General features: G+C 62.8%; 20 protein-coding genes and 2 pseudogenes. 16 read left to right on the top strand and 6 right to left on the bottom strand.

Annotated elements, in window-relative coordinates; genetic code table 11:
• Nucleotides 1–590: AMP-binding protein (locus GEV06_22385; protein MPZ20632.1), on the top strand; the 590-nt coding region annotated here is incomplete at its 5' end.
• A 123-nt stretch (nt 591–713) separates the two neighbouring features.
• Nucleotides 714–1,112: a hypothetical protein gene (locus GEV06_22380; GenBank protein MPZ20631.1), complete on the top strand. Its 399-nt coding sequence runs from the start codon at nt 714–716 to the stop codon at nt 1,110–1,112.
• A gap of 15 nt (nt 1,113–1,127) precedes the next feature.
• Here GEV06_22380 and GEV06_22375 read toward each other — a convergent pair whose 3' ends face one another.
• Complete coding sequence (locus GEV06_22375) at nt 1,128–2,084, bottom strand: DUF2914 domain-containing protein (GenBank protein MPZ20630.1); 957 nt, start codon at nt 2,082–2,084, stop codon at nt 1,128–1,130.
• Between the two features lie 131 nt (nt 2,085–2,215).
• On the opposite strand from GEV06_22375, the gene GEV06_22370 reads away from it, so the two are divergent.
• The 3 genes from GEV06_22370 (at nt 2,216) to GEV06_22360 (ending at nt 3,122) form a co-directional block, all read left to right on the top strand.
• The gene (locus GEV06_22370) at nt 2,216–2,437 is read left to right on the top strand and encodes a hypothetical protein (GenBank protein ID MPZ20629.1); all 222 of its coding nucleotides are present in this window, start codon (nt 2,216–2,218) and stop codon (nt 2,435–2,437) included.
• On the top strand, nt 2,415–2,753 hold the full coding sequence (locus GEV06_22365) for a hypothetical protein (GenBank protein ID MPZ20628.1): 339 nt from the start codon (nt 2,415–2,417) through the stop codon (nt 2,751–2,753). The genes GEV06_22370 and GEV06_22365 overlap by 23 nt, the downstream gene beginning before the upstream one ends.
• A gap of 93 nt (nt 2,754–2,846) precedes the next feature.
• Entirely contained in the window at nt 2,847–3,122 is a 276-nt protein-coding gene (locus tag GEV06_22360; protein MPZ20627.1) for an ATP-binding cassette domain-containing protein, read from the top strand.
• Between the two features lie 450 nt (nt 3,123–3,572).
• Here GEV06_22360 and GEV06_22355 read toward each other — a convergent pair.
• Nucleotides 3,573–4,010, bottom strand: a pseudogene (locus GEV06_22355) (hypothetical protein).
• Between the two features lie 33 nt (nt 4,011–4,043).
• A complete protein-coding gene (locus GEV06_22350; GenBank protein MPZ20626.1) occupies nt 4,044–4,412 on the bottom strand; it encodes an antibiotic biosynthesis monooxygenase in 369 nt (122 codons plus the stop codon).
• Nucleotides 4,413–4,507: 95 nt separating this feature from the next.
• On the opposite strand from GEV06_22350, the gene GEV06_22345 reads away from it, so the two are divergent.
• Nucleotides 4,508–4,984 carry a MarR family transcriptional regulator gene (locus GEV06_22345; GenBank protein MPZ20625.1) on the top strand — a complete coding sequence of 159 codons (477 nt, stop codon included), beginning with the start codon at nt 4,508–4,510 and terminating at the stop codon, nt 4,982–4,984.
• A 280-nt stretch (nt 4,985–5,264) separates the two neighbouring features.
• Here the strand turns inward: GEV06_22345 and GEV06_22340 are convergent.
• Nucleotides 5,265–5,896, bottom strand: a pseudogene (locus GEV06_22340) (hypothetical protein).
• A gap of 598 nt (nt 5,897–6,494) precedes the next feature.
• On the opposite strand from GEV06_22340, the gene GEV06_22335 reads away from it, so the two are divergent.
• Nucleotides 6,495–9,731 (top strand): hypothetical protein, encoded by a 3,237-nt coding sequence (locus GEV06_22335; GenBank protein ID MPZ20624.1) that lies wholly within the window; start codon nt 6,495–6,497, stop codon nt 9,729–9,731.
• Between the two features lies 1 nt (nt 9,732).
• Nucleotides 9,733–11,283: a sulfatase-like hydrolase/transferase gene (locus GEV06_22330; GenBank protein MPZ20623.1), complete on the top strand. Its 1,551-nt coding sequence runs from the start codon at nt 9,733–9,735 to the stop codon at nt 11,281–11,283.
• Here the strand turns inward: GEV06_22330 and GEV06_22325 are convergent.
• Complete coding sequence (locus tag GEV06_22325) at nt 11,280–12,182, bottom strand: amidohydrolase family protein (protein MPZ20622.1); 903 nt, start codon at nt 12,180–12,182, stop codon at nt 11,280–11,282. The genes GEV06_22330 and GEV06_22325 overlap by 4 nt on opposite strands.
• A 12-nt stretch (nt 12,183–12,194) precedes the next feature.
• On the bottom strand, nt 12,195–13,502 hold the full coding sequence (locus tag GEV06_22320; protein MPZ20621.1) for a twin-arginine translocation signal domain-containing protein: 1,308 nt from the start codon (nt 13,500–13,502) through the stop codon (nt 12,195–12,197).
• Between the two features lie 295 nt (nt 13,503–13,797).
• Between GEV06_22320 and GEV06_22315 the strand changes: the two genes are divergently transcribed.
• The 8 genes from GEV06_22315 to GEV06_22280 all read left to right on the top strand — a co-directional run bounded on the left by GEV06_22315 (nt 13,798) and on the right by GEV06_22280 (nt 26,543).
• A complete protein-coding gene (locus GEV06_22315) occupies nt 13,798–17,202 on the top strand; it encodes a hypothetical protein (GenBank protein ID MPZ20620.1) in 3,405 nt (1,134 codons plus the stop codon).
• Nucleotides 17,203–17,310: 108 nt separating this feature from the next.
• On the top strand, nt 17,311–19,662 hold the full coding sequence (locus tag GEV06_22310) for a hypothetical protein (GenBank protein MPZ20619.1): 2,352 nt from the start codon (nt 17,311–17,313) through the stop codon (nt 19,660–19,662).
• 1 nt (nt 19,663) lies between these two features.
• The gene (locus GEV06_22305) at nt 19,664–20,671 is read left to right on the top strand and encodes a hypothetical protein (protein ID MPZ20618.1); all 1,008 of its coding nucleotides are present in this window, start codon (nt 19,664–19,666) and stop codon (nt 20,669–20,671) included.
• Nucleotides 20,672–21,814 carry an ArgE/DapE family deacylase gene (locus GEV06_22300; GenBank protein MPZ20617.1) on the top strand — a complete coding sequence of 381 codons (1,143 nt, stop codon included), beginning with the start codon at nt 20,672–20,674 and terminating at the stop codon, nt 21,812–21,814. It abuts the gene before it with no gap.
• On the top strand, nt 21,772–22,965 hold the full coding sequence (locus tag GEV06_22295) for an aminotransferase class V-fold PLP-dependent enzyme (protein MPZ20616.1): 1,194 nt from the start codon (nt 21,772–21,774) through the stop codon (nt 22,963–22,965). The genes GEV06_22300 and GEV06_22295 overlap by 43 nt, the downstream gene beginning before the upstream one ends.
• Entirely contained in the window at nt 22,962–23,969 is a 1,008-nt protein-coding gene (locus tag GEV06_22290; GenBank protein ID MPZ20615.1) for a hypothetical protein, read from the top strand. The genes GEV06_22295 and GEV06_22290 overlap by 4 nt, the downstream gene beginning before the upstream one ends.
• A 64-nt stretch (nt 23,970–24,033) precedes the next feature.
• Nucleotides 24,034–25,149 (top strand): SUMF1/EgtB/PvdO family nonheme iron enzyme, encoded by a 1,116-nt coding sequence (locus tag GEV06_22285; protein MPZ20614.1) that lies wholly within the window; start codon nt 24,034–24,036, stop codon nt 25,147–25,149.
• Nucleotides 25,150–25,208: 59 nt separating this feature from the next.
• Nucleotides 25,209–26,543 carry a gfo/Idh/MocA family oxidoreductase gene (locus GEV06_22280; GenBank protein ID MPZ20613.1) on the top strand — a complete coding sequence of 445 codons (1,335 nt, stop codon included), beginning with the start codon at nt 25,209–25,211 and terminating at the stop codon, nt 26,541–26,543.
• Nucleotides 26,544–26,744: the final 201 nt, after the last annotated feature.

Below are 26,744 nucleotides of genomic sequence, written 5' to 3'. Positions count from 1 at the left end.
CGAACCCGCTCGACGGCAAGCGGCGCCCGGGTACCGTGGGTCCGCCGCTGCCGGGTGTCGAAGTGCGGGTCATCGATGACGCGCGCCGGGTCCTGCCTCCCGGCAAGATCGGCAACCTGCAGGTGCGCGGGCCCAACGTCTTCATCGGTTACTGGCGAATGCCGGAAAAGACCGCCGAAGATTTCACAGACGACGGCTTCTTCAATACCGGTGACATGGCGAGGATCGATCAAGACGGCTATGTGTCGATCGTCGGCCGCGCGAAAGACGTCGTGATTACCGGCGGCCTCAATGTGTACCCGAAGGAAATCGAGCTGTTCATCGACGGTCTACCCGGCGTCGTCGAGTCGGCGGTTATCGGCGTGCCGCATGCGGATTTCGGTGAAGGCGTGGTCGCGGTCGTCGTGCCGTCGGGGGATGGTGCGCTGCAGGAGGCCGGCGTGATCCGTGCCTGCAAGGCGGAGCTCGCAGACTTCAAGGTGCCGAAGCGCGTCGTGTTCGTCGACGAGCTGCCGCGCAATACCATGGCGAAGGTGCAGAAGAACGCGCTGCGCGAGCGCCATAAGGATGTGTTTGCGGCTGCGGATTGATTGGCGGCCGGGATCGCTCGCCTGCCTGCCATAGCGCGGCGCAGACCACACTGCACAAGGCGATCAGTGTCGCCGACCCCGTGTTGGACGCTCACCCCGCGGCCCGCGAGCTATCGTCCGTCCATGCGCGCATCGCATTACTGCATCGACGTGAGCGCGTCCCCCCTCTACAACCGCATCGTCGATGCCCGCGAGGTTGGTGAACGCGCTGTCGCAGGCTCTACCGAGCTGATGCGACGCGACCTCCATGCCGACGGCGATCAGCTGTACAAGCTTGGCTTCGTCGTCGAGCAGAACCCTGACGGGCGGGCCGGGGCGGGCAGCTACATCTTCGCGCACCTGTGGAGGGCCGCCGGAGCGCCCACGGTCGGATGCACGGCGATGGCCGAGCCCGCGATGCTCGACCTGCTGGCATGGCTGCGGCCCCAGGAGTACCCGATCTTCGTCCTGTTGCCGGAGAGTGAGTACACCCGCGTACAAGCGGAATGGCAATTGCCCGATTCTGCTGCTCGATCGCGATGAGATCTCCTACGCGCCTCATTGCACGGCGAAGCGTTGCTCGTGTAGGAGGTTGCCGTCCACAGTCCTGACTTCCACTCTCCACTGCCCCTCACGGTGCAGGGTCGGCCGGCTGTAGGTGCGATACCCCTCCGCCGCGTTCGCCCGAATCGTGAGCTTCACGGACAGCCGCAGCGTATCCTCGCGATACCAGCGATGTACGACTACGGTATCGCGTGCGCACCTCACACGTGTATAGAGAACCAGTGGCCCTCGCTCTACCGCGTCACGTGCCGGATGGCATCGCCAACTAGCGCCGCCCGTCGAGAGTCTCTGGCACAGGCGTGCAGTCGTCAGGGTAACGGCGCCAGATAACGGCGCTGTGCCCGGTGCTTCGTCGTCCCGCCGCGATATGAGCGTTGGCGCCTCTGCCCGTTCGACTGGAGCCGGCTCGGTGAGAAGCCGTAGCCCAGGTTCTGTGGCCCGCGCGGACGTGGACTCTGTCGTCAGTACTGGCGTCGACCTGTTGCGCAAGGACCACGGGTGCCATGCGAGGAGCACGGCAGTCACGAGGGCGCCTACGCTGAGTCCGCCCCATCCGAGCAAGCGCGACGCCCTGCGCGGAGGTGGCGCTGCCTGCGTGGTGACGCGGGCGCTGGCCGCGGACGCAATTGCCGCACTCCGGCGATAGAAAGTCTCGGCAGCGTCCGCGCGTCCCAGATGCTCGGCGACGATGGCGAGGTTGTTCAGCGTGTTGGCGAGATCCGGATGGAGCCGGCCCAGCTCGGCTTCCTGAATGCGTGCGGCGTCTCGCAGCAGCTTATCGGCAGACACAAGGTCGCCAGCCGCCGCGGCCTGCGCCGCTGCGTCGAGCATGTGTCGAGCGCGCCACAGTTCCGACATCGCATTTCCCACAGTCCGGCGATTCGGGTTCGCCACTTCTCTCATTGTAGAGCAGAGCGCCGTAACGGCGATCGTCTCGAATACGAGCTCCATCAAGTCGCCAACCGCGGCCCCTCCGTGAATCGTTCCGGCCAGAGACAGCGATGTCGTGGATGATTGCTACAGGCGAAGGCGACCTCGCTGGTACCATACCGTTCGCCTAGAGTCGGACCTCGTCCTCTGCTGTGTCACTTCGTATCTTCGAGGTGGATCATCCGGTCACGCAATCCCTGAAGCAGGCGCGCCTGGCCGGTGCGCACATCGCCGTTCCATCGGCGCTCACGTTCGTGCCGGTGGACCTGACGCGGGCCTCGCTGGGTGAGGCCCTGACCCGTGCGGGCTTCGATAGCCGTGCGCCAGCCTTCTTCTCCTGGCTTGGTGTCGTTGCCGTATCTGTCGTTCGATGAGATTCGCCACACGCTCCAGTACGTGGCATCGCTTCCGGCCGGGACATTGGTGGTGTTCGACTACAGCCTGCCGTCTGAATCGCTCAGCCCCCCGGCCCGGCGCGTCCGCGAGAGTCTCGCCGCTCGCGTGGGGGAGATGGGCGAACCCTGGAAAACCTTCTTCGACCCGGCTGACCTGAGACGTGAGCTGGACGCGGCCGGCTTCGGCAGCGTCGAAGACTTCGATGCGAACGCGCTCAACGCGAGATACTTCGCCAATCGGACCGATGGCCTGAGGCTCGGCAGCAGCGCGCGCATTGCGAAGAGCACGGTGTGACTCGAGAAGCCTGGCCTCGTAATCTCGCGCAACACGGCCGCATGGTCAGGATAGGATGCCCCGATCTAACCCTTGTGGTCTCGGTGTGAGCGCATGATCCGTGTTCGCGATCTCGAGTTCACCTACCTCAGAGCAAAGACGCCCGCCGTGTGCGGGCTGGACTTCACGGTGGAGCCGGGAGAGATCTTCGGCTTCTTGGGACCGAGTGGCGCCGGCAAGTCCACCACGCAGAAGATCCTCATTGGCCTTCTCGAGGGCTACACCGGTTCCGTGCGTGTGCGCGGCCAAGAGGTGGCATCTTGGGGCGCGGACGACTACGAAGCACACGGCGTCTCGTTTGAGACGCCGTGTGGGGGGCGGGTCCGATAAGCGAGGATCCGTTCACCTTCCGATAGGCCCTTCATCCGCCCTATGTGCGCCGGTGAAGCCGGCGCGGTGCTATCGATGAAAGTTGGAGACGTTGAAAGAGTAGCTACCCACGACGGCGATGGCTGGACGACCGGTACCTGCACAGGGAGCCTACCTGCGCTCGGTCATCGTGGGACATACGCGCTATTACGGCGTGCCCCGCAATGGCCGAGCCTCACCGCGTTCCATGCCGAGCTCGTCCGGCTTTGGCGCTTCTCGCCGATGCGTCGCAGCCAGAACGGCTTCGCGTCGTGGACGCGGATGCGCCGCCTGACGGCGCTCGCTTCGTCATCGCCTCTCCACTCTAGACTTCGCCCGGAGAAGAGAGGTAGATGTGTCACCGTTGTTCCGGGATTTCGCAATTCTCGTGAAGTTCAAAACGGGAGGAGCTCTTCTCGTCGATTGCGCCGGCCGGCGGCGGAACCGGCCTTTCATCTTGAGGCCGTCGCGCATGTTGAGGCCGAGTAGCGCGATGTTCGCCGCCCCCATGACGAGCTCGAGTGCCTGCACCGCGTAGAAGCCCGTGTCGAACGCGCCAGCTCTCGCTTTGGACGCGAGGAACAGCGCAGAGGGAATGAGCACCAGGATGCCGTTGGCGGCGATGAGCCGCATGCGCTTCGTCTTCACGCGGACCAACCCGCCCCTCCGTCCCTTTCCCAGCGTAAAGCCCGACCCACCCGCGGCCCCCAGTGCGGGAATCAACAACAGGAAGCCCCACGGGATGGCCGTCTTGACGATGGTGACGGTCGCGTGCGAGGCAAACAGCTCGGTAACCGCCGTGGAGAGCCAGAAGGTCGCGATCGTAAGGAGCGCGACGCCTCCAGCCACTGGATGGATGACTTTCAACATGACTTGCCTGCCCTTCCTACAGGCTGACTTCGGCTACGCGACGCAGATCCCCGGTACTGCAACCTTCTGGAACAGGTGCGGGGAAGCGACGGCCGAGGACGGATACGCCGAGAGCTTCGCCACGAACTCTGGATGCGTGAACGCAGCCCGGAAATCGGCGGTCGATTCCCAGACGGCATAGTTGAGATACGTCGGGCTTTCGCCAATCGCGCGGTGAAGCTGGGTGCTGATGAAGCCCGGCTGCTGCTTCATGAACAGCGCATCGTCCTGCCAGGCCTGGAGGAAGGTCGGCTCGTCCGCTTTATCGAGCACGAAGACGTTCACCAGCACGACAGGGGTGGCATCGACGGCAAGCTGACGTTCGATCGGGAAGGCAGGGTCCAATGGGCGTAGTAGCGACATGACAAGCTCCTTAGAATGGTTGAATGATGTCAATATGACATCATCAAGACAATAACAGATTGACATTATCATGTCAATATGGTTCTATAGTGACTATGACGAAGGCCAAGCGGACGGCGGCCGGCGACGCACTGACGGTCCTTATCCTCGACCTATTCAGCCTGAACAACCTGATGCTGACTGCCGGCGATCGACTGGTGGCGCGGCTGGGGCTGACGAGCGCCCGCTGGCAGATCCTCGGCGCCATCGTCGCCGCCGACCGCCCACAGCCGGTCGCCTGGCTCGCCCGCAACCTGGGCGCCAACCGGCAGAACGTGCAGCGAATCGTCCACGACCTGCACAGAAGCGGCCTCGTTGCATTCGAGGCGAACCCGCATCACCGGCGGGCACAGCTCGTGGTTCTGACCAAGAAGGGAAGCCAGACGTTCGACGCCGCCATGCGCCTGCAGGCTCCTTGGATCAACAGCCTGTCGGACGGACTGTCGGTCAAGGACATAGAAACCACCCACCGCGTCATGAGGGCGCTCCGCCACAAGCTGAAGGGTAACGACCAGCCTGCACAGCGAGCATGACGGCTATCGGTCGCGTGTCGATTTCGCCGCGCCCGGATCGACGTCAGAATAGAGGCCGATACCCAGGCGGCCCCGCAAGCTGACCTGGACCGACCGGCCACAAGGAGCTAATAAGGCACTGGCCGACGTTCGAGGGTGAGTGCGAAGTGCGCCCGTTCGAAGAGGAGGCGCAGCCGGCGTCCTGACAGTCACTGGTGGAAGTCGGAGCGACCAGTAGGCGGCGCCCTCGAATGGATGGTGTCTGCCGTTCGAGGGCGCCGCTGCCGTATGTCGGTTACCGTTAGAAGCGTCCACCGTCGACGTCGGCCACGAACTTGATCAGCCCCTCGAAGTACATCTTTTGATCGTCATACATCGCCATGTGGCTGCCGTTCGGGCAGTGCAAATACCGACCGCGCTGGACCTGCCTTGACATCATCTCCAGGTGGCTCGGGTCCATCGTGTCGTACCTGGCGCCGATGACGAGCGTTGGCACGGCTATTCTCTTGAGATCGGCCGAGCGATCCCAGTTTTCCAGCTTGCCGCTAACGCCCAGCTCGCTCGGTCCTTGAAGCGGTACGTAGATCGCGTGGTTCAGATGGGCAAACGCGCGGTTCACCGGATCGGGCCACTGATCGGGCGGCATGCGGAGGAAGTGCTCGGTGTAGAAGTGCGGGATCCGCCGTGCAGCAACAGCACGTTGACGCGCGGATTGTTGCCGACGCGTTTGGTCCAGACGCGAAACGTCCCTTTAGGCGTGGTGATCGGGATCATCTTCACGCCGCCTGCAAGGACATCGTCACGTCCGGAATCGTCGAAATACTGTGAAGTCGGATCGGCGGGAGCGCTGCTGCTTTCGCGGGCATCTGGGGCGGACTGCCCACATCCTGCGACGAGCACCCCGGAGACGACGACGGCGCACACTCGCACCATGAATGGTTCCTCCCCGGGACCTTTCGTAGGTAGCTGTGCCGTGGATTATAGCACAGCTAGACGCCACGCTGACGGAGGTAAATCCTCAGCCGACTGAATCGTACCGGGAATCTCGGAGAGCAGTTAATGTGACTCAGGCCACTGCGGCCCGCTCACAATAACGTGCTTCATATTCCGCCGGCGGCTTCAGCGTCGCGTCAGAGGATGTTCCCGTACCAGTCGCCGAGCCGGGTGGTGGACTCGACGGGGGGCACATCATGGAACTGTTTCAGTCTCAGGAGGAGCCCCTGCGTACACCGGAGGACAACCATTGCATGAGGGTACCGCCTTTCCTGGCTCCGCCGTATAGGGATACATGACCTGGTCTTCGTACGCGACTGCTTGGTCGCTCATCGCGGGGGCCGCGAGAGCAGTCATAAATCGCTCTTGATCTCGAGGAACGACTTGACTATAAATAAATCGCTACATTAACTCGATTGAATCCCCTACGTCGTGGCCGCCGGTGACCGCCACGAAGCAGGCAACACGCATCAGCTGGGGCCCCCGCCTACGCTCGCTTCGGCTGGGCAAGCCAGCGTCTGGACGTGAGGGAAGTTGGATGGAGGGGGGAGACATGTCAGCCACAGTGACGCCGACATCCACCGGCTGGTGGGTGAAGCTCGTGGGGTCGTTCTGCGTCGGCGCATTCCTGCTCCTTGGTCTCGACGCGGAGACGCTGCTCGCACAGTCCTCGCTTTCAACCATCCGTGGCACGGTCGCGGATGCAACGCGTGCCGTCATCCCTGGGGCGACGATTACCGTGACGGCCGTGGATACCAACGTTCAGGCCCGCTCCGTCGTCTCCGATGAGAATGGCAACTTCGAGGCTGCCGACCTTCAGCCGGGGATGTATCGCCTGCGGGCGGAGCTCTCCGGGTTTCAGACGTACGTCGCGGACGGCATCGTGCTTCGAGCCAGCGAGATCCGCCGCATCGACATCCTGCTGGAGGTCGGTGGCGCGACCGAGGAGGTGCTCGTCGAAGCGGGTGCAGGGGTGATTACAACCGAGAGCGGCTCCATCACCACCGCTGTCACCGGCGAGACGTACAAGGATGCCCCGCTGGTCGACATCTATCCCGGACCGCTTTCCATGCTGAGCACACTTCCAGGCGTCCAGGGGAACGGCTGGAATGTTTCAATCAGCGGGCAGACGACGAGTCAGATTTCCGATTCCTACGATGGCATCGCGAATGACCGTACGGGCAATCAAGGTGCCAACATGAACATGTACGAGGAGGTGGCCGTCACCACCGTGAACAACACGGCGGATCAGTCGCGCGTGGCGAGCTTCAACGCCATCTCGAAGAGCGGCAGCAACGCCTTTCACGGTGAGCTGTGGTACAAGCACGTGAACTCGGGAGTGAACGCGCGGGAGTTCTTCGATCCGGACAAGACGCCCTTTCTCATGCATGAGTGGCAGGCTGAGGCGTCGGGTCCGATCTTTCGCAGCAAGACATTCTTCTACGGCGCATGGTTCTCAGAGCGCTTCCCCAAGGGGTCGTTTCAGCGCAGCAGCGTCCCGACGACAGGTATGCGGCAAGGCGATTTCTCGCAGCTGTCACAGACGCTCCGCGATCCCGTGACCGGCCAGCCGTTTCCCGGAAACGTCATCCCGTCTGGACGTCTGAACCCCACGTCGCTCCAGGTGCAAGATCGCTATATCCCGGAACCGAACCTGGGAGATCCGGGGACGCTGACCAACAATCTGGGCTTCGATTTTGCCTATCCCAGCGACAAGTTCAAGACGGATATCGTCTCCTATCGCATCGACCATCAGCTCAGCGATACCAATACGATTACGTTTCGCCACCACTTCAACAACGTTCCGTATGTGCTGGCAGCGGACCTGCCGGCGTTCTCCTGGACCCGTAAACGGAGCTATTCGAAAGCTGCCCTCTCGAACACCCACATCTTTTCCTCCGCGCTCGTCAACACCTTCCGCTTCGGATGGAATGGCAACTACATGATCGATGGTGAGCAAGTAGACGGGTGGAATCCCCTCCAGGGACAGGAAGCCGTTGCGGCCATCGCGTTGCAGGGTGTCAACCCGCGGGGACTGAGCGCCCAGGGCTTCCCGGCCATGGACATCAGCGGGCTCTCGAGCCTGAGCACGACGGCTGGGGGAGTGCGGGACGATCACTTCGACTTTCAATGGGAGAACACGCTCACCTGGGCGATCGACCGCCACGTCTTGAAGTTCGGTGCGCAGGCCTTCAAATACAACGACTTCGACGCGCTCGTGAGAGATGGCACGTTCGGCGAATTCGATTTCGACGGGTCGTTCACCGGTGTCGCCTACGCCGACTTCCTGCTGGGCCTCCCCAATGAGAGCACACGTCTGGATCCGTTGACGCCTCGGGAACAGTCCCAGTACGAGCTGGGGCTGTTCGTCATGGACACGTTCAAGGTGACACCGCGGCTCACGCTCGACTATGGGCTGCGCTGGGACTACTTCAGCTCGCCCACCTATAAGGATGGTCTCCAGTACAACTGGGATCCAGGGACCGGAAACGTCGTGGTCCCGGAGCGCGCCCTGTCGGGGATCAGCCCGCTCTATCCATCGACGATCAACATCGTCACAGGGCAGGTCGTTCCTGAGGCCGACCTGGGCAACTTCAGGCCCCGCCTCGGCGTGGCCTATCGCTTTGCCGAGGACTGGGTGCTGCGAGGGGGCTATGGGGCGTTCACCGAGCGTATCGCCTACTTCTCGCGGGCGCAGGGCGGCGGCCCGTTCGAGATCAGCGAGACGTATTTCAATGGCATCGAAGACGGACGGCCGCTGTTCGCGTTCCCGAATCCGTTCCCGGACACGCTCGAGGCCGCCGAGACTCCGTCGCAGAGCGTGACCGGGTATCCGTTGGAGACGAGCAACGGCACCATCCACCAGTTCAATCTCTCGCTGGAGCGGCAGATCGGCGCGCTGGGCCTTCGCGCCTCGTACATCGGCTCGCGGAGCCGCGGCCTGAACTACACGCTGAACATCAACAAGCCGCAGCCTGGCCCGGACCCATTCGATCCGTCCGACCGCCCGTTTCCGCAGTTCGTGAACGCGAGCGCCATCCGTGAGGACGGCGCTGCCAACTACAACGCGCTGCAGCTCGAAGCCACCAGGCGCTCCCGCGGGTTCACGTTGACGGCGCACTACACGTGGGCCTCGAGCCTGACGAACTTCTCGAATCCGCAGAACCCGTACGACGTGACCTCTCACTGGGCCAACGACAACTACACGCGCCGGCACCAGGGGGTCGTCACCACGACGTTCGAGCTGCCTTGGGGGCGAGGCCGCAGATACCTCGGCGACGCGTCGGGTCTGGTAGAGCAGCTCCTCGGCGGCTGGAGCGTGGGCACGATCAGCTATCTCTCGACGGGCACCCACTTCTCGCCGAGCTTCTCCGGCTCGGATCCGTCCAACACGAACACCTTCGGCGGCCTGCCAGATCGCGTATGCGGCGGCAACCTGTCCAGGAGCGAGCGCACGATCGAGCGATGGTTCGATACAAGCTGCTTCGTCGTCCCCCCGGCGGGGCGCTTCGGCGACAGCGCTCCGAATGTTCTCGTGGGTCCTGGGCTGAACGTGCATCACCTCAGCCTGATCAAGAGCCTGGACGTTGGCCGGGGTGTTGGCGCGACCCTGACGATCGGGGTGTCGAATCTCTTCAACCACCCCCATTTCGGGAATCCTCGAAACAACATCTCGACGCCGGATACCGGTCAGCTCTTCGAGGGGATTCCGGAGTGGATGGCCGAGAAGCACGGTTCACGAAAGCTGCAGCTGAAGCTCCGAATCGGTTGGTAACATGAGCACACCGACGGCTAGACGACTGTGTTGTCTGAGCGTTTCTTGCTTGTGTGTCGTCCAGATACAATCGGCCGCCGCGCCTATCGGCGGCACGGCAACGGATCGAACCACAGTCGTCGCGCCGCGGCTCGTCCCGCAAGGCAGCGCGAAGCCGAGCCGCCCGAACATCGTTTTGATTCTGACCGACAATCACGGGGCGTGGACGCTCGGCGCATACGGGAACGAGGACATTCGCACACCGCACATCGACCGGCTCGCCCGGGAAGGCATCCTCTTTACCAGGGCGTTTGCCAACAACCCTGTGTGCTCGCCGACCCGCGCGACCCTCTTGACAGGATTGATGCCCTCGCAGCACGGCGTGCATCGGTACCTCGGGCGAGGGGGAGCGCAGATCGGACCCGGCGCCTATAACACCATCGAGGAGCTCGACTCGCTCCCGAGCATCCTCGCCGACGCCGGTTACATCACTGGACTGGTTGGCAAGTGGCACCTGGGGGCTAACCTCAACCCACAGGAAGGCTTCACGTATTGGGTGACCAAGCCCGAAGGAGGCAGTGCAGGATTCTACGATCAGGAGATCGTGGAAGATGGCCGGATTCGTGTCGAGCCGTCCTATCTGACCGACTTCTGGACCGACCATGGTGTGGCGTTCATCGAAGAGAACAAGGACCGACCGTTCTTTCTCTACTTGGCGTATAACGGTCCGTATGGCCTCGGGCAGGCGATGGAGGAGCCGATCCGAAACCGGCACGCCTCACGATTTGCGGACCATCGCTTGCCGTCCATGCCCCGCGATGCTCCCCATCCCTGGAACTACAACTATGGAGAGTGGATGGACAACATGCAGGTCCGTCGTAAATACGCGGCCGAGGTGAGCGGCATCGACGACGGCGTTGGGCGAATACTGGAAACGCTCGAGAGACTGCGTCTCGAGCAGAGCACGCTGGTGATTTTCATGGCCGACCAGGGGCTCTCCGGCGGCCACAGCGGCTTCTGGGGCATGGGCGACCACACGCGTCCGCTCACGGCGTTCGACTGGACATTTTCGATCCCGCTGATCCTGCGGCACCCGCAGGTGATTCCCGCGAATCAGCGCAGCGATCTCTTGGTCAGCAACTACGACCTGTTTCCGACCTTGTTGCACTATCTCGATCTGGAATCCAGGATTTCAGCGACAGGCGTACGGCGCCCGGGTCGGAATCTGGAAGATGTCCTGAAGGGTCGTTCGGTGGCCTGGGAGAACGAGGTGTACTTCGAGTTCGAAAATGTCCGCGCCATACGGACGGATGAGTGGAAGTACATCGAACGTATTCACCAGGAGCCGAACGAGCTGTACAACCTTCAGAACGACCCTGGAGAGCGGCTCAACCTGTACGGAGACCCCGAAACCGCAGCCATTCGGTCGAGACTCCAGCAAAAGCTGTCTGTCTTCTTCCAACGCCACACGGATCCCAAGTGGGATCTGTGGAAAGGCGGCGGATCCAAGTCTGATCTGATCACTGGCGATCTATTCGGCATCCCGCGCGGTCAAGAGGGACGCCAGCGTTAGACCCCGGTGAAGAAGAGCGATTCGGCCGTCCTCCAAAGAATCTGCTCCTTGTCGGATTCAGACAGGAAAGGCGCATGATCACGAATGAGGCTCAGCGACGAGTTGTAGTCATGCGGGCCCTGAGTTTGAAATGGGGCATCGGACTCCCACATGCAACGCTCAGGTCCGAACGATGCGACGACTCGTTCGATGAGTGGTAGGAGATCGAGATAGGGCGGTCCGGTCCGACTGAGAGCATAGAACGCGCCCAGCTTGACGCGAATGCTCCGGTGACGTGCACAATCACAAAGCATCCGGATCGCCGCGTCGACGTCTGTGTCGTCCAGGCCGATTCGCGCCACGTGATCGATGAGCACCGGCGTGTCTGGAAATCGACGACAGAGGCGGTCGATTTCGGAGAGATCCGCCGGATTGACTTGAAAGCTGAGGATGACGCGCTGCTCCGCCCCAAAGCGATAGAGAGCCTCGTAGTGCGGGTGCGCCATCCAGTCCTTCCCTCGGCGCTCGAGGCTGCCGCCGACCAGTCGAACGGCGCGGATGCCGGACGCCCACAGCTCCCGTATGCGCTCGAGCGGGCGGGCGTCCTCGGAGACGACGTCGGGTAAAAGGCCCGTGGCGGCGAAGACTTGCGGATAACGAGCCACGGCGTCGAGCAGATAGCGATGGTCGTCTCCGTAGAAGGACATCTGGACCAGGTTGATTCGTCCGACGCCCGCCGGACGACACTGCGTCAACAGCTCTTCCGGCGTGAAGCTCGGTGGGTCCATATCGCGCATCGTCCAACGGGGAGCCAGAGGGTAGCGCTGGACGTCCGACGTCCAGACGTGAACGTGAGTGTCGACGACGCGTCCCTCGAGCGAGTGTGCCCGCCCCGGTTCGTGTGGATGCGCGAGGTTCATCGGCGCTTCCGCCTACGTCCACTTGCGTGTAGCCGCATCCCACGTCAGCAGGCGCCGCTCGAACCAGGACTGGTTGGCGCCTGCCACGGCGACAACGCCGTACAGCCCCAAGCTGGCGGGGCAGTTCAAGGCCTCGCCCTGGCGGATGGCCGCGTGGAAATTGCGGTAGTGAAGAGGAATATTTTCGGCGCCGGTCTTCTTGTGAGTCTCGACGACTTCGCCCGACTCTTCATCCACGATCTCCCAGCCGTCCGACGTGAAGATCAAGGTCGCCTTGTGGCCTCGAATGAGGTGGTCGATCTTCCGGCCGTTGGCCATGGTTCCGAGGATGTGAACCGTCATTCCCGGGGTGACACTCTTCACAGCGGGGTATTCCGCGAGCATCTCGAAGTTGTCCGGCAGCTCTCGACCGTCGTTCCAGAGGTAAATCCCTCCCATGCCCGCCACGCGTGAGGGGAAGGTCAGGCCACAGGCCTTGAGGATGCGCGTCAGCCGATGGACGAACAGATCCGTGGCAACCCCACCCGAATAGTCCTTGTAGTTGCGCCACTCGTAATAGCGCGGGGCGCTCCACGGCCGCTTGGGCGCCGGTCCCAGCCAGGCTTCCCAGTCCAAGTCCGGAGGCTTGGGGAGATTCGGATCGACGCCCGTTCGCCAGGGACCGCGCTCGGCGGGATAATTCCGGACGTAGTCGATTTGGGCGGCCACAATGGGACCCAGCTTTCCCGCCTGGATGGCCTCGTACGCGCTGGCATAGCTGTCGTCGCTCATGCCCTGGACGTCCACCTGGAGCTTCAATCCCGTCTGCTTGACCTTGTCGGCCACGGCGAGGGAGTCCTCCACCGTATGGGTCATCGGCTTCTCGCAGTAGACATGCTTTCCCGCGTCCAGGCCGTCCAGAGCCTGACGTGCATGCCAGTGCTCCGGCGTACAAATGGAGACGGTGTCCACCTCCTTCATATCGAGGATCTTGCGGTAGTCCTTGACCAGTTGCGCCTTGCCCCCCACCGTCCAGATCTGATCCTGAAAGTTCCGGGCGCGTGTTTCGTACACATCGCAGACGGCGAGGATGTTCACGTTGTTCTGCTGGCGCATGCCCAGGAGGGCGCGAAGGTGCGATTCGCTGATACCTCCACACCCGATGAGGGCCGCGTTGATCCGATCGTTGGCCCCCACGATCTGCGCATAACTGGACGCCGTGAAGGAGGCCGCGGTGGCCGAAGCCAGCGTTGTGGTTTTGAGAAAATCTCGACGGGTTTGTTGTTTCTTCATATCACGTATCCTCGCCGCGGACGCGATTGGAACAGTTGTCCTTGTCATGCTTGAATGCGGTTCCCCATGATATCAACGCGAATCTTCTTCCAAACGTCGAATATCTAATGTGTCTCAATTCGAGACAATTATCGTCCAACAATTCTAATTGTGGGAAACGATAATCCTTGGCTATGCTCGCAACGCATTGCAAACCTCATGGCGGAATGTTGTCGCAACGTCCGCGAGTGCGCAGTGGGCGGTGTGCGCGGCGGAACGCTCGTTGGCCCGGTCATGAAGCGTTCCCACAGTGTCGTGGGGACGAGGCGCTCGCTCGCGCCTTGGCAACTTGGGGAGAAGGAAGATGTACCGTCTTGTCCTGGTAGGGGTCCTGTGGAGCGTCTGGGGCTTCGCGGGAGGTGTGACGACGCTCTACGGGCAGGTCCAGACGACGACAGCGATTATGGGAACGGTGCGGGACACCACGGGCGCCGTCCTGCCTGGTGCAACGGTGACCATTGTGCATCAGGCCACCGGCGTGAGCCGGGAGCGCGTGACGAATGACGCCGGGGACTATTCGTTTCAGTCGCTGCAGCCAGGAACCTACACGATCCGGGCGGAGCTGTCGGGTTTTCGGCCCGCGGTGATTACCGATCGGGAGGCACTGGTGGCGATCCCAGCGGAGGTCGATATTCGCCTGGAGCTGGGCGACGTCAGTGAAGAGATCACCATCTCGGCAGCGGGGGCGGAGCTGCTCAATACGACGACGGCGGAGCTGGCGACCACCATCGACGAGCAGTTGGTGGACAACATGCCCACCGAATCGCGCAATTACTTTGATGTGTTGGCCCTGGCGCCCAATACCTCGCCTCAATATCTGAGCACGGGGAATCTGACCTTTGGCCAGCACTCCCTGCGGCGGGTGAGCGCGGCCGGCAGCTTCGAGTCCTCGGGCGTGCTGGCTGGCGGCCAGCGCGACTCCTCGTCGCATGTCTCGATCGATGGGTCCGACGCGTCGTTGGCCATTTACAGCCAGAACGTCAATGTTCTCTCCTCCGCGATGGTGAAAGAGCTGCGGCTGCAGACGGGCAGCATGAGCGCCGAGTTCGGCAACGGAGCGAATGCCGTCAACATCATCACGAAGAGCGGCGGCAACGCCTTTCAGGGTGAAGGGTTCTGGGAGCACCGGAACGACAATCTCGACGCGAAGAACTTCTTTACGAACCTGGCTGGTGAGACGTTGCCCGAATACAAACGGAACAAGTGGGGGGGCTCGCTGGGCGGACCCATCCTGCAGAACCGACTCTTCTTCTTTGCGAATCATGAGGGGTCGCGGCTCCGCCAGGCGGTCCAGAGCAATGCTCGAGTCCCCACCGCCGCAGAACGTCAAGGCGACTTCTCGGAGACCGTGCTGCCCGCGCCGGAGGGCGGGACGCAGGCGGCGCCGCAGCTCTTCAATCCGCTGGAGTTCGACCCCGCCACGGGGCTGCGCACACCGTTCTCGGATAACCGGATTCCGGCCGAGCTGATCTCCCCACACATCCAACAGATCCTGGAATTCACGCCTCTGCCCAATACGGTCATCGATGGCATGCCGCAGTTCTCAGGGACGACGCGGACCACGATCGACGAGGACCAGTTCAGCATGCGGCTCGATTGGCACCGGAGCGCGGACACAGCCATCTGGGGCCGGTATACGTACGGGCGGCGCGACGCAGCGCGAGTGGGCCTGCTGGGACCGCTGACGGGAGAGGCGACGCCAAGCAGCAGCCACGATACCGTGGTCAACTGGAGCGAAGTCGTCAGTCCCACGCTCATCAATGATCTGTCCGTGTCCTACGCGCGTCCCCGATGGGGCATCGGCCGTCCCCTGGATGTTCCAGATGTGGCGGGCTTGGCCGGTATCGCCAACACCTCTACTCTCGGCGGGAGCCCGCTCCTGCAGAACCAGGACTTTTCCGTCGGCACCTCGGCGCTCTTCAATTGGAGACCGGTTCAGAATACCTATCAGCTCAAGGATGACGTCACCTGGACCAAAGGCAAGCATGCGTTCAAGACGGGCTTCCAGCTCACGGAGCGGCGCTTGTTCTTCCCGCAGCAGTCGTCCGACAAGGGGCGTCTGGCATTTGAGAACGCCTTTACCCGCGCCTGCCCGCAGGGCGATGCACGGTGCGAGGCGGCCCAACAGGCGGCCGGGCTCCCGACGGGCGGGCTGAGCTTCGCGGACATGCTGTTAGGCTTCCCGGTCGAGACCAATATCGAGTTCAGGCAAGTGGAGTGGGCCGGGCGGCAGACCTACTGGGCGGCGTATATCCAGGATAGCTGGCAGGTTCACGACCGTCTGACCCTCAATCTGGGCCTGCGCTGGGAGACGTGGAGCCCGTGGCGCCATCGTCGTCATGCCGCGACCGGATTCGATTTCACGCCCCCCGGTCAACTGCTCTTTGCGCTCGAGAATCCTCTCGATGTGTTCGACCAGGCCACGGATTTCGGCAAGAACGCGGCCCTAAGCGGCACCCTTCCCGAGCATGGATATGACAACCCGGCCGGGAATCTCGGACCACGGATCGGATTGTCTTTCCGGCCGCGCGACAACACCGTGGTGCGGGCTGGCGGCGGGATCTTCTATGCCGGTAATCTCAACACAAACAACATGTCGGATATGCAACAGGCAGGGTCGCCCTTCACCTTGAGGAATTTTCAGATTGTCGACCAGGGTGAGCAGCTTCCGTCGATCAACATCCGCAATCTGTTTCCGGCCGCGGAACCAACCGCGATTCCCCAGGCATTCGAGGATCCGCCAGCCACGCCGCGTGTCCTCGGTCAGCGAGAATATGAGACCCCGACCGTCTATCAATGGTCGCTCAGCGTGCAGCATCGCATTCACGCCCGGTGGTCGGTGAACCTTGACTATCTGGGATCCCGCACCGAACACAACAATCAGTGGGTTGACCTGAATGCTCCTCTCTTGCCGCAAGGCGATCTGGCAGACGTCCCGCTCCAAGAGCGTCGGCCGCTCCCGGGGTGGGGACGGATTGACAGTTGGGTCCCGTGGGGATGGTCGAAGTACCACTCGGCCACCTTTGGTGTCACAAACCGCCAATGGCGCGGGCTGACGGTGCGATCCAGCCTGACGTGGGCCAAGAATCTGTCGTCCAGCATCAGTGTCATCAACAGTGACCGCGGCAACATGGACTTTCGCAATTTCGATCTGTGGGCCGGTCGGTCGAATTTCGTGCCGACGGTCCGCTCCGTCACCGGGTGGACCTATGAGCTTCCGTGGGGGTACGGTCGGACATTCCCGCTGAGTGGTGTGATGGATCAGATCTTTGGGGGCTGGAATCTGAGCGGGAAGGCAGAATTCTCAGACGGCGCGCCGCTCACCGTCACCACCAACGACAATACCGGCAGCGCTCTCGAGGACCAACTCGCCGATCGCTTGCCCGGCTGCGATCTGACCGACGCCCCTGAGGATCGATTCGAGTGGTTCAACACGAGCTGTTTCGCGCAGCCAGCCTTTGGAACATTTGGCACCGGGTCCGCTGGCCTGATCAATGCACCGGGAATCAACAATCTCGACCTTCGGATCGGGAAGGTCTTTCCGGTGTCTGGCACCACGAGGATGGAGTTCATCGCCAGCTTCTTCAACGCCTTGAATCACACCCAGTGGGGGAACCCTGTGACCAATCTCCAAAGCACCAGTTTTGGGCGGATCGGCAGCGCGCGTCCAGCCCGTCAGATCAACGTCGAGCTACGGTTCATCTTCTGACCGCGCGGTCTAAAGACCGCGCGCTACGTGCCCTCGCCACCGCAGACGGCCCATCCGACGACGAGAGGAACAGGTTCCATGTGCTCACGGCAAATCTTGTTGAGACGCGTGACGCTCTTATTGGTCTCCCTCTTCGTTTCTGCAGGCGCTGCCCTGGGGCAACTGCCGTCGGGCCCGGAATTCGAAGCTCAGATGGTCCAGGTGTTGGAGCCAGAGGAGCCATACACTTACCACGCTGTCCTCAAAGAGACGCCGGTTCACAGATACCGCAGAGCGGCCAATGCAACGCCTCGCCCCGGTGAGCTCGAAGTTCCGGCGGAGGGATGGAGCGTCTGGATTCCACAGGACGCGGGCCAGGTGTTGACGCATGCCGCGGAAGACTTTGCCGATTATCTTCGGACGTCGATGGGAGTCACGGCGAAGCTGTCTCGCCGACCGATGACCGGACGCGAGATGGATCTGCAACCAGGCATCATCGTCGTGACCGCACAGCAGGCGCCCGACTGCACGTCGAAGCTCAGGGCTGACAAGGATTACCGAATCAGGGTCACCCCAGATCAGATCGTGGTGTGTGGCTTTGGTGAAAGGGGGGCCGCCTACGCCCTCTATAACCTCGAGTCGCGCATGAACCTGAGGGAGGCCCCGTTGCTTCCCCGCGATTTGGATACCGTTCGTCACAGCCTCTACCAGACCCGGATGGTCCTCAATTGGGTGGGATGGATGGAATGGCCGGATCCGTATCTCTCCAGGCTGGCGCATGACGGGTTCGACGCCATCTACGCGTCGGTCTATGCAAATCCCAACGGGGTCGAAGGACCGCCGCACTACGATGGGATACGCCAACAGACCGAGGCCCGGATGAACGATCTCCTCACGCGAGCCGCGCGATTTGGGATCAAGGTCTATACGCCTATCCTTTACCGCTACACCGGCACGCCAGAGAACGAGCAGGGTCTGCGATCACATGTCAGAGACATCGTGACGAAGTTTCCAGACATCGCCGGGTACATCCTGCTCACCGAAGGCTTCTATTTCGATGAATGGTTCGGCGCCGGCGGCCAGGGCGACACCGACCTGAAGCAGTGGGCCCGCCAATGGACGCGAGGCGTCGAAATCGTTGCCGAAGAATGCCATCGCATCGACTCCGATATCGAAATCGTGCCGTGGGAATACAACATTGACTTCCGACCTCAGCAGGCAGCCTTGAAGGCGTATGTGATGAGCATCATGCCTGAGGCCACAATTCCGCTGCTCACGTGGGAAAACGGCAAGAGCTTCGACATGGGCGGTCTGACCGGCTATTTGCGCGATTACTCCCTGAACCAGATCGGCCCAGCAGAAGTCACACAGGCTCAGATCAAAGAGCTGAAGAGACGGGGAATGAAGGTTTATACAAAAGCCGACACGTTTGCGAGCTGGCAGTTCGGCACCACGCCTTACCTGCCGACCCCGTTTCAATGGCACCGGCGTTATGAGGCACTGGAAGAATACGGCGTAGACGGAACACACGAGAGTTGGAGCAACGGCTACAAGCCAAACTTCATGACCGAAGTGAGGGCCTGGTATTGCTGGACCGATGCCCCGCCGCTCGCCGAGCTGCTTCGAGGGATCGCCCGCCGTGACTTTGGTGAAGAGGCTGTTGACTTGGTGCTCCAAGCCTGGCGCGAGTTCAGCGAGGCCATCAAGTCGGTCGTCGATACCGGTCCGTCGCCTGGAACCAACAACGCGGTTGCCAACCCGTTCTTCTTTCAGGAGCCTCGTCGGCGGACCATGACGATTGAACACTCCTGGTGGGATCAACAGAAGTGGATGACTCATCGACGAGCGAACATCAATCCGCGCTGGCCGTATGTTCCCCGCTTTCTGCTCTTCTATCCGGACTTCTCCAATCAGGTGAACCAGGCGGAAACATACGCGCGAGTGAGATCCGGCGTCGCCCGCATCGAGCCCGCCGAGAAGCTCGAAGATATATCGGTCTTGCCCATATTCACACGCCACCTGACCGAAGCAGCCGATCGCCTCGAGAAGGGACTGAGGAGCTACCGCAAGGCAGCGATGGGGACACCTGACGCGAAGCGAAGAGATGCCTTTCGCGAGGTGCTGATCGTGGAGCAAATGCAACGCATGCTTCGCAGCACCGTGGCCATGCTCGACTTCGAGGACCTGCGGTTTCGGCTGATGACAGCGGAGGAACAGTCTGCAAAGCGGGGCATGCTCGATGAAATGGAGGCGATCCTTGCGGATGAGATTAGCCGCACCGAATCATCGTTGGAGGCAGCCAAGCGGGACTCGCGGCTCGGCTATCAAATGGAAAGAGACTACGTGTATGAGCCGTTCGTGATCGAGGAAAAGCTCGAGCTGCTGAGAAAGACGCTGCGCGAGGAGATCCCAACATACAGGAACGCGTGCTGCGGCACCACGGATCGTCAAGAGGCTAGACGCCGAGGGAGAGAGGGCTGACGTGCAAGAGGTACGCCTGGCCGTCGCGGGATGCGGGTCGTTTGCCGAAAGCCACCTGCAGGCCCTGCGAGTCGTGGGCGGCGTGCGCGTAGTGGCCGTCTACGACATCGACCGTGAGCGGGCCGAGTCCGCGGCTCGCGTGTTCGACGTCCCAACCGTGTGCGCGTCCATGGCGGAGCTCTGCCGGCATCCGGAGGCAGACGCGGTGGACGTTGTCACGCCCGAGCACCTCCACACGCAGCCCGTGCTGCTGGCGCATGAAGCTGGGAAGCACGTCTTCGTGGAAAAGCCCCTGGCGCTCGATATCGCCGAATGCGACCGCATGATCGATGCGTTCGAGAAGACCGACTTGGTCTTCATGGTCGGTCACATCCTGCGGTTCGAGACGAGATACGCATCGCTTGGCGAAGAGGTCGCCTCCGGTAGGCTCGGGCGGGTCATCTCCATGCAAGCGCGCCGCAACCGGCCTCGGTCGCTGCTCGGCCGTTATAGCCGCGTCCATCCTGCGCATGTCAACTGCGTTCACGACATCGATCTGATGCTGTGGTACGCGGGGCAACCGGTGCGCCGCGTGCGCGGCTATGAGCGCACGATAGACGAGGGGGCGCATCCTGACGCGTTCTGGGGCGTGATCGAGTTCGAGGGGGGCGCGGTGGGCGTCGTGGAAGCCGCGTGGCTGCTCGAGGACCGCGGTGGGGTCGTCCTGGACGATGCCTTCCATCTGATGGGGGCACGTGGCGCAGCCAACCTGAGCACCTTTCCGCCTCCGTTGAGCTACTGGACGTCCGATGGCTTCGCCGTTCCCGACGTCAGCTACAACCCGTTGATCCGTGGTGCAGCCTTCGGTGCGCTTCGTGACGAGCTGTCCTATTTCTGCGATTGTGTGCGGGTCGGACGCAAACCCGAGGTGATCAGACCCGTAGAGGCGCGCAATGCGGTCCGCGTCGCGCTCGCGCTGACCAAATCCGCCGCCGCTGGCCGGGACGAGGAGATTCAGGACTGGAGGTAGATGCGCGACTGCACTCAACTCGTGGAGGTCCTCGGCGACCTGATTGCTATCAACAGCATCAATCCTTCCTATCCAGGAGGGCGCCCCGAACAGGCGATCCAGGCCTATGTGGAGAGGTTCTTCCGATGCCATTCCATTGAAGTCGTGCGGCAAGAGCTCGAGCCGGGCCGCTCCAACGTAATTGGCATCTTAGCGGGCAAGACGCCGGGCCGCCGGTTACTCTTCGAGGCGCACTGCGACACCGTTGGCGTCGAGCGGATGGCGGCGCCCTTCGAGCCGCGCCGTGAAGGCAACCGCGTGTATGGCCGCGGCGCATGCGACGACAAAGGCGGGCTCGCCGCCATGATGTGCGCGCTCGCGTCCCTGCGCCAGCACGGGATCACGCCGCCGGCCGAGATGTGGGTGGTCTCCGCCGTGGACGAAGAGCACACGTTTCGCGGCGTGGCGCGCTTGATGCAAGGCCTGCGAGCGGCTGCCGCCATCGTAGCGGAGCCCACCGAGCTCCGCATGGTGATCGCGAGCAAAGGGTGTTTGCGGTGGCGGGTCGCGGTCGAAGGCCGTGCCGTTCACAGCTCGAAGCCGCATCTGGGTGTGAGCGCCATTGATGGCATGGCACGGCTGCTGGTCGCGTTGCAGGAAGACTCGCGCGAGCTCGAGCGGCACGCACATGCGCTCGTGGGGAGCCCGACGCTCACCGTGGGCCGCATCGACGGCGGCACACAAGTCAACATCGTTCCCGACCGCTGCACGATCGAGATCGACCGGCGTGTGATCCCGGGCGAAGCGCCCGAGACCGTCTTCGCCCACTATCGCGCCCTCGTCCATCGCATCATCGAGCGCGAGCCGGAGTTGAAGGTGCACGTCGAACCGCCGTTCGTGGTGGACTATCCGCTCGAGACCCCTGCCACGGCGGCGATCGTCGAGACCGTTGCATCAGCGTTGCGCGAGGTCGGCTTGAACGACGAGCCAGCGGGGGCGGTCTTTGGGAGTGACGCAAGCAAGCTGTCTGCGGGAGGCTTCCCCAGTGTGATTCTGGGGCCCGGGAGCATTGACCACGCACATACCGTCGATGAGTTCGTCGAGGTGGATCAGCTCGAGCGGTGTTTCGAGATCTATCTCCGGCTCATGGAGCGCTTCGCGTGACGGCCGGCTTTGGCCCCTATAGACATCTCTTTCCGCGTGCGGTGCGCGACGTATATCTCGACACCGCGGCGGAAGGTCTGCCCGTGCCGGAGACCAAGAGGGCGCTGGCCGCCTACCACGCGCACAAAGAGTTGGGCACGCCCGGCCGCCGGCACTTTCATGCGGTGGAAGAGGAGGCGAGAGCGCTGACCGCTCAGCTCCTCGGCACGGCTCCGGCGAACGTCTGTTTCCTGCCCTCGGCCTCAGATGCCCTGCTCGCGCTGCTCAACTCGCTCCACTGGCGCGCTGAAGACCAGGTGATCATCAGCGACCTCGAGTTTCCCTCGAACGTGATCCCGTGGCTGCGGCTGCGCGAGGAGGGGGTAGAGGTGACAGTTGTCGAGAGCATGGACGGCGCGCTGCGGCTCGACGACATCCTTCGCTGCATCACTGCGCGGACGAAGCTCGTGTCTCTCAGTCTGGTGAGCTACAAGACTGGCGCGTATCTGGCCGAGGTGGCGCAGCTCGCGAAGAGGGTTCGCGAGGCTGGCGCGATCCTCTCGATTGATGCGACGCAAGCGTTGGGCCGCTGCCCGGTGGCGGTCGGAGACATCGACTTTCTGTTTTCGAGCAGCTTCAAGTGGTTGATGAGCACCCATGGCGTTGGCGTGACATACGTCTCGCCTCGTCTGCGGGAGCGCCTGGAGCCGCGTGGCATCGGGTGGTACTCGGTGCCGGACTGCTTTACAGGCGATCGCTTCGATCGCTACGTGCTGAAGGAGGGGGCAGCCTGCCTCACGGCTGGCATGCCGAACTTTCCTGCGCTCTACGCGCTCCGTGCGAGCCTCCGCTTTCTGATCGATGTTGGTGTTGCGGCGATCAGCGCCCACCTGAGGCCGCTCGTGGCCCGACTGCGAGAGGGCGTTGCTGCGACCGGCGCCTGCATGTTGACGCCGCCGCATCCTGAGCACGCCTCCGGGATCGTCTCGTTCGCGCACTCGAGGCCTGCTGCCGTGCGCGCGGCGCTCGAGCAGCGGGGCATCGTCGTCTGGGCGGGTGATGGCCGCGTACGAGCATCGGTCCATCTCTACAATGACGAGAACGATATCGACGCGTGTGTGGGCTCGTTGAAGGGGCTTATTGAAAGGGCTCCTCGCCGGGGAATGCCATGAGTGACGTGCACGGGCTCGGCCTGCTGGCAGTGATTGCGGGTGGCGTGTGCCAGGGCGGCTTCATGCTGCCCATGAAATGGACCCGGCAATGGGCCTGGGAGAATACCTGGCTGGTGTTTGCGTCGACGGCCTATCTGCTCTTGCCGTGGCTGGTGGTGTTGGTGGCCGTTCCGGCGGTCTTTCAGGTATACGCGCAAGCACCGACCGCAAGCGTCTTGCTGATTCTGCTCTTTGGCCTGGGGTGGGGAACGGGGGCGGTCACCTTCGGCTTGGGGGTCACGGCCCTTGGGATGGCGTTGGGATTTGCGGTGATTCTCGGCGTTGCCGCGACGGTTGGCGCGTTGGTTCCCTTGCTGCTATTTCAGTACCGCCCGTCGCCCATCGGCCTGCTCCTCACGTTGATCTCGCTTGCCGTCATGCTCGCCGGCGTCGTGGTCTGCTCGTTCGCGGGCCGTTGGCAGCACGGAACGGAAGCGACCGAGGACCGGCGCTATCTGCGAGGTCTCGCCCTGTGCGTTGCGTCCGGGCTCCTCTCCGCTTGCGGGAATATCGGCTTTGCCTTCGGCACAGATCTCATCGATGCGTTTCGGGAACGCGGCGTGTCGCAGAATTGGGCGGCCATGCCGGTGTGGTCGCTGCTCACCTCGGCAATGTTCTTGTGCAACGCCGGCTACGCTGGTTGGCTGCTCGCGAAGAACCGAACGGTAGGTAATTTTCGCCTCGCCCGAACGGGGGCGTACTACCTCTACGGCGCCTTGATGGGGGCCGTCTGGATTGGAGGGTTCGTCTTCTATGGCGCCGGCGCCCTCCGGATGGGCGCGCTCGGACCGTCGTTGGGGTGGGCCATCCTGATGAGCGTGATGGTCGCAACCGCGAACCTTCTTGGCTTAATGACGGGAGAGTGGCGCGATGCTCCACGCGCGTCTACGAGGCGGCTGTACGGCGGCCTGCTGCTCCTGCTGGTCGCCATCGCGGGTCTGGGCTGTGCGAACTATACTGGATAGCCATGATCCAGGACTACGACTGGGCAGATGAGGTGCTACACGCGCGGATCGGGCGGGACGAGAAATGAAGCGAAGAATGAGCAAGACGCTCCGGTTGTCCCTTCTCCTGTTTGCGATGAGCATCGTTCCAGCGGCAGCACGTCGCGCAGACACCGGCAGCGGTTCGCACGGCACAGCGCCCGCAGGTGACGCGGCCTTCCAAGCCACAACCGCCGCTCCCGGGAGCGCTGTCGCCTTCGAGCCCTACACGGAAACGATTCCGGACACGAACGTCAGCTTCGACATGGTCCCTGTCCCGGGCGGCCGCTTCACGATAGGGAGCCCGGCCAACGAGCCTGGCCGGGGCGAAGATGAGGGGCCACAGGCCGAGGTCAGAATCGAGCCGTTCTGGATGGGCAAACATGAAGTGACGTGGGACGAGTTCGACCGCTACAGGTTCGCGAAGCGCCTGCCGGGAGCGGGCTCGGCGGCGGACCCGGCGTCCACGACCGCCGACGCGGTGTCGAAGCCCACCCCGCCGTATGTGGACGAGTCGTGGGGCTTCGGCAAGGGGAAGCAGCCGGCGATCGGCATGACCTGGCACGCGGCCGCGGAATACTGCCGCTGGCTGTCAGCCAGGACTGGACGCACGTATCGCCTGCCGACAGAAGCGGAATGGGAACACGCTGCGCGCGCGGGCACGACGACGCCCTGGTCGTCGGGGCCGGAGGAGAGCTCGCTAGCCGATGTAGCATGGTATGCCGCGAACGCGGACGGGGCGCCACACAAGGTGGGCACAAAGAAGCCGAACCCGTTCGGCCTTTACGACATGCACGGCAACGTTGCGGAGTGGATACTGGATCAATATGACGCTGCACGCTATGCCTCGCTTGCCAAGCAGCGGGAGCGCGCGGGCCCGAACGGGCTGATCAATCCCGTGTTCGTACCGAGCGATGCTCGCTACCCGCACGTCGTACGCGGCGGATCGTTCGAGGATGATGCGGCGCACATCCGGAGCGCCGCACGCCGCAGCTCAGAACCGGCCTGGAGTCGCCAAGATCCACAGCTCCCTCAGAGTATCTGGTGGCACACGGACGCGATCTTCGTCGGCTTTCGCGTCGTCCGCGCAGTGGAGGAGCAGTCCGACTTGAAAGATTTCAAGTCCGCGATCACTGAGGATAGCCCGGATATGAAGAGGTAGACGGCGGCGTCGGGCCGCGTGCCACGACGTGCGATAGACGCGAGAGTTGGAGGAAGCAGATGACACGTGAGCAACACGATCGCCGTGAGACCAGGTTGTCCCGACGAACCTTCCTGCGCACCGCCACAACGGCTGCCGCCGGAGCGGCCGTGGCCGTGCGGCGCGACCTCATTCCAGGTCTGTACGCAGCGGGGAGTGACGAAATCCGCGTCGGATTGATCGGCTGCGGCGGACGCGGCACCGGCGCAGCCATGAACGTGCTGGCAGCCGCCGAAGGCGTGAAGCTGATCGCCCTCGCGGACGTGTTCGAGGACCGGCTGGAGCGGTCGCGCGCCGTGCTCACCGAGAAGGCCCCCGCGAGCAAGATGGACGTCAAAGACGATCATGTGTTCGTGGGGCTCGACGCCTACCAGAAGCTGTTGGCCACCGACGTCAACTACGTCATCCTTGCGACACCGCCCGGCTTCCGTCCCTTGCATATCGCGGCGGCCGTGGCCGCCGGCAAATATGTCTTTGCGGAGAAGCCGGTATGCGTTGACGTCGCTGGCGCGAAGGCGAACCTCGAGAGCGTCGCGGAGATCGACAAGAAGGGGCTCGGCCTGGTGGCCGGCACGCAGTATCGCCATTTCGTGCCGTACGTCGAGGCGCTGACGCGCATTCAGGATGGCGCCATTGGCAAGCTCGTGGCTGGCCGCTGCTACTACAACACCGGCGAGCTGTGGAGCTATCCGCGCGAGTCACAGTGGACGGATCTCGAATATCAGCTTCGTAACTGGTACTACTACACGTACCTGTCGGGCGATCACCTCGTCGAACAGGCCGTGCACAACGTCGATGCGATGGTGTGGGCGTTCGGCACGCCTGTCGCCGCGGTCGCGCTCGGCGGCCGCCAGGTACGCACGGACCCGCTGTTCGGCCACATCTACGATCACTTCGCGGTCGATTACGAATTCGGGGATGGGGCGCACTGCATGCTGATGTGCCGGCAGCAGGATGGTACCGACAAGAAAGTGGCGAACGAATTCGTCGGCACGAGGGGCACGGCGTTCGTCCTGCCGAATTACTACATCACCGGCGAACAGCCGTGGAAGCTCGAAGATTCCGTGAGCACGGACCTGGGCAACGCGTACGTCCAGGAGCACGCAGACTTCATCAACAGCATCCGCGCCGGCAAGCCACTGAACGAGCTGCAGCAGGTAACCGAAAGCAGCGTGGCCGCGATCCTTGGCCGCGAAGCGGCGTACACGGGCCAGGCACTGACCTGGACGGAGCTCATGGCCTCCACGCAATCGCTCATGCCCGCCAGCCTGGAATGGGGCTCGATGCCGGTACCGTCCGTCCCGATGCCGGGGCAGACCGAGCTGCAGTCTTCCGCGTTGATTGGAAAGCCGTAACAGCAATCCCCTCTCCCCCGCGTGCGGGGAGAGGGGATTGCTTGGTCCGAGCTACTCCAGATACGTCGTCGTAATTCCGAACAGCAGTACTTAGGTAGGGGCGCCTCGCCGAGGCATCCACACGGGCCTCGCCACAGGATCTGCCCCTGTTGAAGCGAAGTGATAATGTCCCCTCGCGAGCGAAATAGAAATGTCCCCTAA

This window comes from Luteitalea sp., assembly GCA_009377605.1.
In the GTDB taxonomy this organism is placed as follows: Bacteria; Acidobacteriota; Vicinamibacteria; order Vicinamibacterales; family Vicinamibacteraceae; genus WHTT01.
Note: the sequence above shows the minus strand (reverse complement) of the source record. Positions and strands in the feature narration are given on the sequence as shown.

Excerpts from the sequence above, each read along its gene's own strand:
- GEV06_22380 (MPZ20631.1), top strand. The coding sequence starts at position 714 with ATGCGCGCATCGCATTACTGCATCGACGTGAGCGCGTCCCCCCTCTAC.
- GEV06_22375 (MPZ20630.1), bottom strand. The coding sequence starts at position 2,084 with ATGGAGCTCGTATTCGAGACGATCGCCGTTACGGCGCTCTGCTCTACA.
- GEV06_22360 (MPZ20627.1), top strand. The coding sequence starts at position 2,847 with ATGATCCGTGTTCGCGATCTCGAGTTCACCTACCTCAGAGCAAAGACG.
- GEV06_22350 (MPZ20626.1), bottom strand. The coding sequence starts at position 4,412 with ATGTCGCTACTACGCCCATTGGACCCTGCCTTCCCGATCGAACGTCAG.
- GEV06_22345 (MPZ20625.1), top strand. The coding sequence starts at position 4,508 with ATGACGAAGGCCAAGCGGACGGCGGCCGGCGACGCACTGACGGTCCTT.
- GEV06_22335 (MPZ20624.1), top strand. The coding sequence starts at position 6,495 with ATGGAGGGGGGAGACATGTCAGCCACAGTGACGCCGACATCCACCGGC.
- GEV06_22330 (MPZ20623.1), top strand. The coding sequence starts at position 9,733 with ATGAGCACACCGACGGCTAGACGACTGTGTTGTCTGAGCGTTTCTTGC.
- GEV06_22325 (MPZ20622.1), bottom strand. The coding sequence starts at position 12,182 with ATGAACCTCGCGCATCCACACGAACCGGGGCGGGCACACTCGCTCGAG.
- GEV06_22320 (MPZ20621.1), bottom strand. The coding sequence starts at position 13,502 with ATGACAAGGACAACTGTTCCAATCGCGTCCGCGGCGAGGATACGTGAT.
- GEV06_22315 (MPZ20620.1), top strand. The coding sequence starts at position 13,798 with ATGTACCGTCTTGTCCTGGTAGGGGTCCTGTGGAGCGTCTGGGGCTTC.
- GEV06_22300 (MPZ20617.1), top strand. The coding sequence starts at position 20,672 with ATGCGCGACTGCACTCAACTCGTGGAGGTCCTCGGCGACCTGATTGCT.
- GEV06_22290 (MPZ20615.1), top strand. The coding sequence starts at position 22,962 with ATGAGTGACGTGCACGGGCTCGGCCTGCTGGCAGTGATTGCGGGTGGC.
- GEV06_22285 (MPZ20614.1), top strand. The coding sequence starts at position 24,034 with ATGAAGCGAAGAATGAGCAAGACGCTCCGGTTGTCCCTTCTCCTGTTT.
- GEV06_22280 (MPZ20613.1), top strand. The coding sequence starts at position 25,209 with ATGACACGTGAGCAACACGATCGCCGTGAGACCAGGTTGTCCCGACGA.